The organism is Flavobacterium daejeonense DSM 17708, from assembly GCF_000425425.1.
Lineage (GTDB): Bacteria > Bacteroidota > Bacteroidia > Flavobacteriales > Flavobacteriaceae > Flavobacterium > Flavobacterium daejeonense.
The window spans coordinates 1-13461 of record NZ_AUDK01000030.1 but is presented as its reverse complement, the minus strand read 5'-3'; the positions used below and the strand labels follow the sequence as shown (position 1 = coordinate 13461).

8 protein-coding genes are annotated in these 13461 nt (G+C 35.4%); all 8 read left to right on the top strand.

Annotated features, from left to right (window positions below; all coding sequences use genetic code 11):
* The first annotated feature begins 74 nt into the window (after positions 1–74).
* Positions 75–1349 (top strand): serine hydroxymethyltransferase, encoded by a 1275-nt coding sequence (gene glyA / locus H599_RS0116270; RefSeq protein ID WP_026715099.1) that lies wholly within the window; start codon positions 75–77, stop codon positions 1347–1349.
* Positions 1350–1485: 136 nt separating this feature from the next.
* Positions 1486–2079 (top strand): tRNA-(ms[2]io[6]A)-hydroxylase, encoded by a 594-nt coding sequence (gene miaE, locus H599_RS0116265; RefSeq protein ID WP_026715098.1) that lies wholly within the window; start codon positions 1486–1488, stop codon positions 2077–2079.
* A 108-nt stretch (positions 2080–2187) separates the two neighbouring features.
* Positions 2188–3228 carry a GMP reductase gene (gene guaC / locus H599_RS0116260; RefSeq protein WP_026715097.1) on the top strand — a complete coding sequence of 347 codons (1041 nt, stop codon included), beginning with the start codon at positions 2188–2190 and terminating at the stop codon, positions 3226–3228.
* Positions 3229–3235: 7 nt separating this feature from the next.
* Complete coding sequence (locus H599_RS0116255; RefSeq protein ID WP_026715096.1) at positions 3236–3742, top strand: GNAT family N-acetyltransferase; 507 nt, start codon at positions 3236–3238, stop codon at positions 3740–3742.
* 197 nt (positions 3743–3939) lie between these two features.
* On the top strand, positions 3940–7614 hold the full coding sequence (locus H599_RS0116250; RefSeq protein ID WP_026715095.1) for a hybrid sensor histidine kinase/response regulator transcription factor: 3675 nt from the start codon (positions 3940–3942) through the stop codon (positions 7612–7614).
* Positions 7615–7835: 221 nt separating this feature from the next.
* On the top strand, positions 7836–10817 hold the full coding sequence (locus H599_RS0116245; protein ID WP_081810589.1) for a glycoside hydrolase family 2 protein: 2982 nt from the start codon (positions 7836–7838) through the stop codon (positions 10815–10817).
* 272 nt (positions 10818–11089) lie between these two features.
* Positions 11090–12298, top strand: coding sequence for a mannonate dehydratase (uxuA, locus tag H599_RS0116240; RefSeq protein ID WP_026715093.1), 1209 nt, complete (start codon positions 11090–11092; stop codon positions 12296–12298).
* A 219-nt stretch (positions 12299–12517) separates the two neighbouring features.
* On the top strand, positions 12518–13461 hold a 944-nt coding region (locus tag H599_RS0116235), incomplete at its 3' end, for a glycosyl hydrolase 115 family protein (RefSeq protein ID WP_211253761.1).

The following is a 13461-nucleotide window of genomic DNA, read 5'->3' as shown; positions in this document are numbered from 1 at the left end:
CAAATATATTATAATCTATCAGTTTAACAAACGTTTTTTTGTATTTTTGCCCAAAATTATTTAAAATCAAAAAAATGCAACGCGACAAACAAATTTTTGAACTTATTCTTGAAGAACAAGACAGACAAATACACGGCTTGGAACTTATTGCTTCTGAGAACTTTGTAAGTGATGAAGTAATGGAAGCTGCTGGTTCAGTTTTAACAAATAAATATGCAGAAGGATATCCGGGTAAAAGATATTATGGTGGTTGTGAAGTAGTGGATATTGTTGAGCAAATCGCAATTGACAGAGCAAAAGAATTGTTTGGAGCAGAGTATGCTAACGTTCAGCCTCACTCAGGCTCTCAGGCTAATGCATCGGTTTTTCACGCTTGTTTGAAACCAGGTGATAAAATTTTAGGTTTTGATTTATCTCACGGTGGGCACTTGACTCACGGTTCTCCGGTGAACTTCTCAGGACGTGTTTACAACCCGGTTTTCTATGGAGTTGATAAAGAAACAGGTCGTTTAGATTATGATAATATTCAGGAAATTGCTACTAAAGAGCAGCCAAAATTAATCATCGCAGGAGCTTCGGCTTATTCTCGTGATATGGATTTTGCTCGTTTCCGTCAAATTGCGGATAGCGTAGGTGCAATTTTAATGGCTGATATTTCTCACCCTGCAGGTTTAATTGCTAAAGGTTTATTAAGCGATCCAATTCCTCACTGTCATATCGTAACTACAACTACTCACAAAACATTACGTGGACCTCGTGGAGGTTTGATTTTGATGGGTAAAGATTTCCCAAATCCTTGGGGATTAACTACTCCAAAAGGGGAAATCAGAATGATGTCTTCTTTATTAGACTTAGCAGTTTTCCCAGGAAATCAAGGTGGTCCTTTGATGCATATTATCGCTGCTAAAGCGGTTGCTTTTGGTGAAGCTTTACAAGATGAGTTCTTTACTTATGCGCGTCAATTGCAGAAAAATGCTAATGCGATGGCTGAAGCTTTCGTAAAAAGAGGATACAACATCATCTCTGGAGGTACTGATAACCACATGATGTTAATTGACTTAAGAAACAAAGGAATTTCAGGTAAAGAAGCTGAAAATGCTTTAGTAAAAGCTGAAATTACTGTAAATAAAAACATGGTTCCATTTGATGACAAATCTCCGTTTGTTACTTCTGGTATCCGTGTAGGAACTGCTGCTATCACTACTCGTGGTTTAGTAGAAGAAGATATGGAAACTATCGTTGCGATGATTGACAAAGTATTGATGAATCATACTAACGAGGATATTATTGAAGAAGTTGCTGAAGAAGTTAACGAAATGATGAGCGAAAGAGCGATTTTCGTTTTCTAAAAAGTAATAATAAAGTCATAAAGTCGAAGGTCGAAAGTCTTAAAATAGAATGTGAATTTCTATTTAAGTTTTGATCTTCGACTTTTATTTTTTAGGCTTTGCAACTTTTGGCTTTTAAACTTTAAGACTTAAAAAAATGAGTGTATTACGATTACAATTGCCAACTGACCCAAGATGGGTAAATATTGTAGAAAAAAATATTGAAGAAATCCTGACTGATCATGCCTGGTGCGAGCAAAAAGCAGCCACCAATGCCATTACTATTATTGCAAATAATTCTGAACATCAGGATTTGGTAAAGGATTTATTGGCTTTGGCCAAAGAAGAAATCGATCATTTTGAACAGGTGCATAATTTAATCATCAAAAGAGGATTGAAATTAGGCCGCGAACGAAAGGACGATTATGTGAATGAATTGTACCAATATATGAAAAGAAGTGTTGATGGAAGCCGTGTTTCAGGTTTGGTAGAACGATTGCTTTTTTCGGCAATGATTGAAGCCAGAAGTTGCGAGCGCTTCAAAGTGCTTTCAGAAAATATTCAGGACGAAGAACTGGCAGTTTTTTACAGGGAATTGATGGAAAGCGAAGCCGGACATTACACTACTTTTATCACTTATGCCCGAAAATACGGAGAAGGAATCGATGTGGAAAAACGTTGGAGAGAATGGTTAGCATTTGAAGAATCAATTATTACCAATTACGGGAAAAACGAAACGATTCACGGTTAATATATAGTTGATAAGTCTCTTTTTTCTTTGCATAATTCTCGCATAAAATTCATTACTTTTAAGAAAAGTAAAAGATATTTTTCGATAACCCACCAAAAAGTGATAATTATGCGAATAGAAACCGATCTCAAACTAGGCTTTAAAGATGTAATGATAAGACCTAAACGTTCTACGTTAAAAAGCAGGTCGCAAGTTTCATTAGAAAGAGAATTTAAGTTTTTGCACAGTACTGTAAGTTGGAGTGGTATTCCTGTAATAGCAGCTAATATGGATACGGTGGGAACCTTTGAAATGGCAACTGAACTGGCTAAGCACAAATTATTCACCGCTATTCATAAGCATTATTCGGTTTCAGAATGGAATGCTTTTTTGAAGAATGCTACTGTTGATTTTTATAACTATATAGCCGTTAGCACTGGAACTGGAAAAAATGATTTCAAAAAAGTAATCGAAATTATTACTGTAAATCCGGAATTAAAATTCATTTGTATTGATGTGGCTAATGGTTATTCGGAGCATTTTGTGAATTTTTTAAAGCAAACCCGAAAACAATTTCCTGACAAAGTAATTATTGCCGGTAATGTAGTTACGGGCGAAATGGTGGAAGAATTACTTTTGGCCGGAGCCGATATTATCAAAGTAGGAATTGGTCCCGGTTCTGTTTGTACTACCCGAATAAAAACAGGAGTGGGTTATCCACAACTTTCAGCAATTATTGAATGTGCCGATGCTGCGCATGGTTTGGGTGGACACATCATCAGTGATGGAGGCTGTACGACTCCGGGCGATATTGCCAAAGCTTTTGGAGCGGGTTCCGATTTTGTGATGCTAGGCGGAATGTTGGCCGGACATACCGAAAGCGGAGGAGAATTACTGGAAATTAACGGTAAAAAATTTAAACAGTTTTACGGAATGAGTTCTGCCACGGCTATGAATAAACACGTAGGTGGAGTTGCTGAATACCGTGCCAGTGAAGGTAAAACAGTCAAAATTCCTTTTAAAGGGAATGTTGCAGACACGGTTTTGGATATTTTAGGCGGTTTACGCAGCAGTTGTACTTATGTGGGGGCTTCCCGACTAAAGGAATTAACAAAACGAACTACTTTTATTCGCGTTAGCGAACAGGAAAACAGAATTTTTACCGAATAATTTAATAATGATACATATTGTTAAAGCTATCACAGCCGATTTAAAAACAATTACCGAAATAGCGCATAAAACCTGGCCAGTAGCTTATGGTGAAATTTTATCTCCGGCGCAATTAGATTATATGCTGAAGGTTTTTTATTCAAAGGAAAGTTTGCAGGCAAATATGGATAATGGACACGAATTTATTTTAGCTATTGAAAATACTGTAGCCTTAGGTTTTGCCTCTTTTGAACATCAATATGAAAATTCATTTAAGACTAAAATTCATAAAATTTATATGCTTCCCGAAGCTCAGGGAAAAGGGATAGGAAAGTTGTTGATTGATGCAATTGAAAAAATGACTCTGGATAAAGGTTGTAAAAGTCTTTTATTAAATGTGAATCGATTCAATAAAGCTATTGGTTTTTATCAAAAAATGGGTTTCCAAATCATTCAGGAAATTGATATTGAAATTGGTTTGGGTTATCTGATGGAAGATTATGTGATGGAGAAGGTCCTGAGTTGTTGTAAATAATAAAATGGGGGTTTCCCCATTTTTTATTTGTAAATATTTGGAAAAACATTTTGATTTTTTGCAAACAGGAATTAGTGATATACAAGGAAGTTGATTGTGCTTTATTCAAAAATTTTTGAATATTTCTGTTGGAATGACTTTAGAAATAGAGAATACTTGTGTCTATTAATTGTAGATTTGCGAATCAAATCAGTTTTATGAAAAGAGGATTTAGAATTTGTTTTTTTTGGTTTTGTTTGTTTTTTATCAATTTACCTCTGGTCAATTGTGTGGCTCAAAATCTTTTTTTTGAAAAGATTAGCGGACAGGAAATTGATCCGAGTACTTCCATTCATGGCATCACCAAAGATTCGTTAGGTTATATTTGGTTTGGAAGCTGGAATGGTGTTTATCGTTATGATGGAAAAAGCTTTGATTATTTTTATCATAATCCTAATAAGTTGAATTCTTTACCAAATAATCGAATACGCAACATTGTTTCTGATTCTAAATTAGGACTTTGGCTTTTAACCTTTGACAAAAAATACGTTCGCTTTAATTACCAACTTAATAATTTTAAAACCGTTGATGATAAAGCGGTTCCTGCTCTTATTGTCGATTGGTTAAATCGTAATTCGAATGCTATAAACCGTGATAAAGTAATCAATGGGAAGCATTATTATTTGTCTTCACATTTGTTTTCGGAATTGGATTTAAAAACTCGAAAAGAGTTTCAATATACTGCGAATATTAATCAGCCGGGACGCTTACTGGATGATTATGTGACTACTTTTTTTATAGATGATGAACAACTTATTTGGATAGGAACCCGGGGTGGCGATATTTATAAAGCTAATCCAAACAGAAATCCTTTTGAATTACATTATAGTTATATTACCAAAAATGGTGGAACTAAATTAGCGACTGTAAGAGCCATTTTAAAAGTAGGGAATCAGGTTTGGCTTGGAACCGATGAGGGAATGCTTATTTATGACGAACAAGGCTTGGTGCAAAATCACCCTTTTTATCATTCAGGCAGTAAAATTGGACAGGTACGTACTTTGTTTAGTGATGCTCAGGGAGGAATTTGGATTGGTGGTGTTAATGGATTAGAATATTATAATCCTAAAAATAACCAAATAAAGGCGATTATTAATCAAAAGCTTTCGCCAAACTTAGAAACCTGGTCAGTCTATGCTTTAGAGCCTTACGGGAGAAATGATTTATGGATTGGTTTGTATAATGGAATTGCCCGAATTAATACGGTTGATTTTAAGATTGCTTATTTCAATTTGGAAAAAGAAATGAACAATCGAAGTGTGATGGATATTCTTTGTGTGGACAAAAATAGACTTTGGTTAGGGACTGAAGGAAATGGAGTTGTGCAGTTACGCATTACGAATCAATTAGGAATTACCAATGAAATTCCTTCTCAGGTTTTTAGAACGGGTTCGGTTTTAAACCAAAAACTTTCCGGAAGTATTGTTTATGCTTTGCATAAAGATAAAAAAGGGGATGTATGGATAGGAACCAGCGAGGGTTTGTATAAAATTAATTATAAAACAAAACCGTTTGAGTTAAAAAGTGTACCGTTACGTATAGAAACACCTAATACTTATATTTCGGCGATTACCGATGATAATTTAGGAAACATTTGGATTGCTCATAAAGATGGTATTGCTTCGGTGAATAGTATAACGGGCGAGATTGCGCATTATCAAAACAGGGACAAAATGGGATCCTGGCGTTTTCTGGAAAGAGCTTTTTATAAAGATGTTTCTAAAAACACCCTTTATTTCGGTTCTAAAAATGGCTATGTCTCGTTCCTCCCAAGTAAGATAAAAGTGCTTTCTAATAGTCATCCGTTGATTTTTAAATCTTTATATGTGTCTAATCAGGAAGTGATTCCGATGGATAGCAGTGCGGGAGAGCCTATTTTAAAGCAAAGTCTTTCACAAACAAAAGCAATTGAATTGGATTACGAAAACCGCAGTTTCACGATTGCTTTTGCTTCTTTTAATTATAATGACAGTCGCAAAGAAGTTTTCGAATATTTATTAGAGGGCTATGATGATAATTGGATTCCGATTACCTCTCAAAAAATAGCTTTTCATAAAATTCCACCCGGGAATTATAAATTAAAACTTCGATTAATTACGCCTAATCCGGTGAATACTCCGGTTACCGAATTGCAAATTGATATCAATGCTCCCTGGTACGGAACCTGGTGGGTGAAATTACTTTTCCTGGTTTTGGTTTTGGCAGGGGCTTATTGGATTGTAAAAGAAATTCTGTACCGTGACCGTTTGAAAAATGAGATCAAGTTAGAACGCCTGAATGCCGAACAACAGACTGCGTTAAGTAAAGAAAAAATTGAATTTTTTACTAATATTTCCCATGACTTAAAAACACCTTTAACCTTAATTGTAGATCCTTTAAAGCGTTTACAGGAAGATAAAGTTGCTCCCGAAGACAGAGCGGTTTATTTTTCTATTGTCACGAAAAACATCAATTATCTGACCCAATTGATTTATCAGATTCTGGATTTTAGAAAATCAGAGATGGGAAAATTAAAATTGCATCCTACGGTGCGGAATTTTAATGCTTTTTTAGAAGCTTGTTCTGATTCGTTCCTTTTTATTGCACAAAAAAGAAATATTAGATTTCATTTTAATCCGGAGCCTCAAAATCTGGTTTGTTGTATGGATTATGAAAAATTAGAACAGGTTATTACCAATCTTTTGTCAAATGCTTTTAAATATACTCCTGATGGTGGTGAGGTAATTTTGTTTGTTCATTTTGATGAAATCAAATCAATGCTGGAAATTAGGATTGAAGACAATGGAATTGGAATTGAAGCTTCCCAACTGGAAAAAATTTTCGAACCCTTTAATACTGTTGGGCCAACTCCGTATTACGGCTATTCTTCGGGAATAGGTTTGTCGCTTACACGTAATTTAATAGAATTGATGCAGGGGACAATTAAACTTGAAAGTGTTTTGCAACAAGGAACCAAAGTATTCATTTGTTTGCCGTATGTAGCATCTTCTGAAGGTGATTTCATGGAAATTCAGGAAGAGAAAGTGCTTCCTGGAGCAGTTACTGAAATACCAGAGGAAGTTGCAAAAATTTCTTTTGAAAATGCTAAACCTACTTTGTTACTGGTTGAAGATAATCCGGATGTACAAACCTATTTGGGCAAAGAATTAGGTAAGGATTATATTTTGATTCAGGAATATGATGGAAAAAAAGGCTTAGAAGCTGCGATAAAATACATTCCGGATATTATTATTTCGGATATTATGATGCCTGAAATGGAAGGAACCGAATTATGTAAAATATTAAAGATAAACGAAAAAACCTGTCACATACCTATTATTTTATTGACTGCAAAAGGGGCTGACGAACATAAAATTGAAGGCTATAATTTAGGAGCCGAAGCTTATGTTATGAAACCTTTTAATGTAGATGTTTTACAAGCGCAAATTAAAAGTGTTTTGGAAAACAGGGTGATTTTACAAAACAAACTGGCTGGCATTAAAAAAATAGAAAAGCTACAAGAAGAAATTCCGGATCAGGATAATGAATTTCTTGAAAAAGTTATGGATATCATCAAAACCCGTATAGAGGATACCGATTTTAATAGTGAAGAACTAGCAGAGGCTTTAGCGATTAGTCAGCGTCAATTGTATCGAAAATTAAAAGGGATTAGCGGAAGTACTGTTCATGAATTTATTACCAAAGTAAAAATGGATCAGGCTGAAGATTTACTTCAAAATTCTAATTTGAGTATTTCCCAAATTGCTTATAAAGTTGGTTTTTCTGAACCGTCTAATTTTTCGCGTACTTTCTCTAAATATTTTGGTTGCAGTCCTTCGCAGTATTTAAAGTAAAGCATTATCTTTTTTTTCTGTAAAAATCATACTTATTTTATATTCAATTTAAGTCAATCCTTGTCAAATACGGTCATTTGTCCGGATTTGACAAGTCTTGGCAATTGCTGATAAGCTTTGAAAAAGGAGGGAAATCTATATTTGCAAAAGCATTAGAAATGGTTAATGCTTTATAAATGATTGAAGATAATAAATTTTACATAAGATTAAAAAAATAAGAAATGAATTGGAAAGGAATGATTGCCGGTTTGAGTTTATTGAGTCTTTTGGCTATTGAAACTAAGGCACAAGGAAAGCTATCCGAGGTAGCTAAATACAATTTTAATTATGGCTGGAAATTAAATGTTGGCGATGTAACATCGGCTCAAAATAATGCGTTTAATGACCAATCCTGGAAAGGAGTAAATCTTCCTTTTGCCTGGAATCAACACGAAGCTTTTAAAGTTGATATTTCGCATTTATCAACCGGAATTGCCTGGTATCGTAAAACATTTCAATTACCAAAAGAAGCTGCCGATAAAAAAGTGTTTATCGAATTTGAAGGAGTTCGTCAAATGGGTGAGGTTTATGTGAATGGAACTATGGTCGGTTTGCACGAAAATGGTGCGATGGCTTTTGGTTTGGATTTAACATCTTATTTAAAACCTTATCCACAAGAAAATGTCATTGCGGTAAAAACGGATAACGATTGGCGATACCATGAAAGAACAACCGGTTCTACGTTTCAATGGAATGATAAAAACTTCAATGCCAATTATGGCGGATTGCCAAAGAATGTCTTTTTGCATATTAAATCAAAAGTGTACCAAACGCTGCCGTTGTATTCTTTTTTGAAAACAACCGGAACTTATGTGTATGCAACAGATTTTGATATTCCTCAAAAGAAGGCTATCGTAAATGTGCTGTCTCAGGTGAAAAACGAAACCTCAAAAGCCGTAAATACGCAATTGAAAGTGAGTGTTGTGGATATGGATGGTAAAGAAGTAGCTTCTTTTTTGGGAGATTCCAATACTTTAAATCCAAATGAAACTAAAGAGTTAAAAGCTTCAAAAGCTTTGGCTGATTTGAACTTCTGGAGCTGGGGTTATGGATATTTATACACAGTGACTTCTGAATTATTAGTGAATAATGAAGCGGTTGATAAAGCGGTTGTTAAGACCGGTTTTCGTAAGGCTGAATTTAAAAACGGAATGGTGTATTTAAACGACCGCGTGATTATGATGCATGGTTATGCCCAACGTACCAGTAACGAGTGGCCTACTGTGGGGATGTCGGTTCCGGCATGGATGAGTGATTATTCAAACAGTTTGATGGTTAAAAGTAATGGGAATTTGGTTCGCTGGATGCACATTACTCCTTGGAAACAGGATGTAGAATCTTGTGACAGAGTTGGATTAATTCAGGCAATGCCAGCCGGAGATTCCGAAAAAGATGTAGAAGGAAGACGCTGGGAGCAACGTACCGAATTGATGCGTGATGCGATTATTTACAATCGAAACAATCCGAGTATTTTATTTTACGAATCCGGAAATGAAAGTATTTCTGAGCCACATATGAGTGAGATGTTAGCAATTCGAAATCAGTATGATCCTTTTGGAGGTCGCGCTATTGGTAGTCGTGAAATGTTGGATAGTAAAGTTGCTGAATATGGTGGTGAAATGTTGTATATTAATAAAAGTAAGCATATTCCATTTTGGGCAACCGAGTACAGTCGTGACGAAGGATTACGTAAATATTGGGACGAATTTACACCTCCTTTTCACAAAGAAGGAACAGGAGGAACCACTCATGAAAATGTAAACGGAACTAAGGTTGCGGATGCTAGTGCTTACAATCACAATCAGGATGCACATGCTATCGAAAGTGTAGCACGTTGGTACGATTACTGGGAAATGCGTCCGGGAACTGGAGAACGCGTAAGTTCCGGAGGTGTGAATATTATTTTTAGTGATTCGAATACGCATTATCGTGGTCAGGAAAATTACCGCCGCAGTGGAGAGGTAGATCCAATGCGCATCCCGAAAGATGGTTTTTATGCCCATCAGGTTATTTGGGATGGCTGGGTGGATACCGAAAAACCTGCAGCTCATATTATCGGTCATTGGAATTATGATAAAAACGTTAAGAAAGATATTACCGTTGTTTCAACTGCCGATGTAGTGGAATTATTTGTAAATGGGAAAAGCTTGGGAAAAGGGATCCAAAGCAAACGCTTCTTATTTACTTTTAAAGATATTCCTTTTCAAGCAGGAAGCATCAAAGCTATTGGTTTTGATACGAACGGAAAAAAAGTTTGTGAAGATGAAATTAAAACAGCAGGAAAGCCAGTTGGACTTAAATTGACTTCGATAGAAAGACCCGGCGGAACTTTGGCTAACGTAAATGATTTAGCGTTAATTCAGGTAGAAGTGGTTGATGAAAAAGGAAACCGTTGTCCAACGGCTATGGATATGATTCAGTTTGAGGTAGGCGGAGAAGGAACTTTTGTGGGAGGAATTGCCCAGGGACCTGATAATTATATTGGTTCTAAAAATTTACCGGTAGAATGTGGTGTCAACCGAATTATGGTGCGATCTACTGATAAAGCAGGAACAATTTCTATTAAAGCAACCGCTAAATCGCTAAAAGCAGATGCGATTTCGGTAAAAACGATTGCGACTGATTTAGGCGCTTTATCTACCAATTTGCCAGGAGAAAACCTGCCTTCTTATTTAGAAAAAGGACCAACTCCTGCTACGCCTTCTTTCACTAAAACCCGAAATACAGTGGCTATTATCGGAGCAAAAACCAATTCGAATCAGGCTGACGCTCAAAAAAGTTTTGATGACAATGAATTGAGTGAATGGACTAATGGAGATGGTGTTGCAAGAATTGAGTATGAGTTGGCTCGTGAAGCTATAATCAATCAGGTAGTATTGAAATTAGCGGGTTGGAGAAGTAAAAAATACCCAATTAGAATTTTGGTTGATGGGAAAAAAGTTTTTGAAGGAACTACGCCAACCAGTTTAGGTTATGTGACTTTGGATGTAACTCCTGTTAAAGGTAAAAAAGTTATAATAGAACTTATTGGAACTTCTAAAAATAGTAATGCTATTAATTTAGTTGAGATTACCGGAAAAGTAGATGAAGGAGGTTTGAAGCAAACTAAATCTAAAATGCCGCAATTGCCAATTGTAGAGGTGGAGTTTTACGAGGCTTTGTGATAATGGATTCGTTGTAAAAAACGGATAGAAATAGAAGTTTATAAATTTTTATAAATGGTTTTGGTCAATTAAAGCCTATCGAAGTTTTATAATGGAGATAGGCTTTTTTATGTTCTGTTTTTAAGACATTTTTTTGCTAAAAAAAGAACAACAAACTATACCATTAGTTTTTAGGATAATTTTTGTAAGTTCGATGTTGGATTTAATGTAAAAAGTTATAGATAAAACTCTTTAATTAGTTATGGTTTATTACATATGTTTAAAAATATAAAATGGAATTAAAAAAGACATTAAGATGGTTTGGAGCAAAGGATCCAATTAGTCTTGAACAGATCAGACAAACTGGTGCAACCGGAATTGTTACTGCTCTACATCATATTCCTAATGGCGAAATTTGGTCAGTAGATGAGATTTTAAAGACTAAAAATCTTATAGAATCATACGGTCTTACCTGGGATGTTGTGGAAAGTTTGCCGGTTCATGAAGATATTAAGAAAGGGAAAGCCAGTCGTGACAGAATTATTGCCAATTATAAGGAAAGCGTCAAAAATTTAGGAAAATGTGGCGTTACAACCATCTGTTACAACTTCATGCCGGTATTGGATTGGGCCAGAACCAATTTGAATTATACGCTTGAAAACGGCACGGTGGCGATGTATTTTGAAGTCGACTTGTTTGCGGCATTCGACATGTTTATCCTAAAAAGACCCAACGCGGACAAAGATTACACTGATGAGCAAATCAAAAAAGCCGAGACTATTTTTAAAACTTTAACGGCTGAAGATGCCAGAGCTCTTGCTTATAATATCATTGTTGCCACCCAGTCTTTTATTGACGGAGCTGTGGGAGAAGATGAAAAAGAGCCAATTAATATCTTTTTAAAATTATTAGCTGAATATGACGGAATTGATAAAGATAAATTAAGAGAAAACTTCGCTTATTTCTTAAATGAAGTTATTCCTGTTGCCGAAGAATATGGAGTACGATTAGCAGTTCATCCTGATGATCCACCGTTTCCATTACTGGGATTGCCTCGAATAGTAAGCAGTGGGGATGATTTTGAATGGCTGTCTAATGCATGCCCGTCTCTGAATAACGGAATTACGTTTTGTACTGGTTCATTAGGAGCCCGTAAGGACAATAATTTGGCCGAAATTTTCCAAAAATATGTCGATCGTGTACATTTTCTTCATCTAAGAAGTACTAAAATTTTAGACAACGGCGATTTTTATGAAACCGAACATTTAGACCCAACAGTCGATTTACCGGGCGTAATGAAAGCTATTGTCGAAGAGCAAATCAGACGAAAATCAGAAGGAAGAACCGATTATAATTTGCCTATTCGTCCGGATCACGGGCATAAAATGTTAGACGATTTTAACAGAGCAGGAAATCCTGGTTATCCATTAATTGGAAGGTTAAAAGGACTGGCTGAATTGGCAGGACTTGAAACAGGAATTAGGTATTCCATTCAAAATTAGAGACAGAAGAAGATAATTTCTGGGGATTATTTATTTTCAACATATTCAAAAAAAAAAAATCAAAAGATAAAAGAGTTCGATTGTTGGACTCTTTTTTTATAAGCAAATTAGAAATTTATTACAGGATAGAGCATGATGCTGTAGCTAATCTTTCCTTTTATATTTGGAAAATTTTGATTTATTATCGAAATAAGACATTAATTAATGAAAAATGTAAGTATGAAAAATTTTATAAAGTTTTTTTGTCTGATTTTGTTTGTAAATAGCATTCAGGCAACGAATAGTATCATCAAAATTAAGAATATTGATCCTTCGTTTGAAATCTATACAGCTAAATTTCAGGCGGTAATTTTATATGATAAAGAAGGTTCTCCACTTGATTCTATTGCTGCTCATTTATTAGCAGAGGATATTTACAAAGTAACCCATTATAAACCTAAGGTGATTACCAATAGTAAGGATGCTGAAGGGAATGTAATTGTTATAGGAAGTATCTCTTCTAAGCTGATGAATCCATTTATTGATAAAAAGTTGATAAAAGGAAACTTTTCAAATCAATGGGAAAGTTATCTCTATAAAACGATTCTTAATCCCAACAAAAAGATTAACAAAGCTTTTGTTATTGCCGGTACAAATCCAAGAGGAACGGCTTATGGGGTTTTTGAATTATCCAAAAAAATAGGAGTATCTCCGTGGTATTGGTGGGCTGATGTGCCTGCTAAAGAGCAAAAAGAATTGGTACTGAATCAAAATGATTTCCAGTCCAAAGAACCTTCCGTGAAGTATAGAGGAATCTTTTTAAACGATGAAGATTGGGGATTGCAGCCTTGGGCGGCGAAAACATTTGAGCCGGAAACAAAAGACATTGGTCCAAAAACCTATGCCAAAATTTTTGAATTGTTGTTGCGATTGAAAGCCAATACCATTTGGCCAGCCATGCATTCCAGTACCAAAGCTTTTTTCCATTACCTGGGTAATGCAAAAATGGCAACTTTATATAATATTGTGTTGGGGACTTCACATGCCGAACCGATGTTGCGCAATAATGTTGACGAATGGAATGAAAAAGTTTTTGGAAGATTTAATTACAAAACCAATAGCGATAAGGTTTTCAAATATTGGGAAGACCGTGTGAAAGAAGCCAAAGGAATAGATGGAATTTA

Coding starts and splice junctions, on each gene's coding strand:
- glyA (WP_026715099.1), top strand. CDS start 75: ATGCAACGCGACAAACAAATTTTTGAACTTATTCTTGAAGAACAAGAC.
- miaE (WP_026715098.1), top strand. CDS start 1,486: ATGAGTGTATTACGATTACAATTGCCAACTGACCCAAGATGGGTAAAT.
- guaC (WP_026715097.1), top strand. CDS start 2,188: ATGCGAATAGAAACCGATCTCAAACTAGGCTTTAAAGATGTAATGATA.
- H599_RS0116255 (WP_026715096.1), top strand. CDS start 3,236: ATGATACATATTGTTAAAGCTATCACAGCCGATTTAAAAACAATTACC.
- H599_RS0116250 (WP_026715095.1), top strand. CDS start 3,940: ATGAAAAGAGGATTTAGAATTTGTTTTTTTTGGTTTTGTTTGTTTTTT.
- H599_RS0116245 (WP_081810589.1), top strand. CDS start 7,836: ATGAATTGGAAAGGAATGATTGCCGGTTTGAGTTTATTGAGTCTTTTG.
- uxuA (WP_026715093.1), top strand. CDS start 11,090: ATGGAATTAAAAAAGACATTAAGATGGTTTGGAGCAAAGGATCCAATT.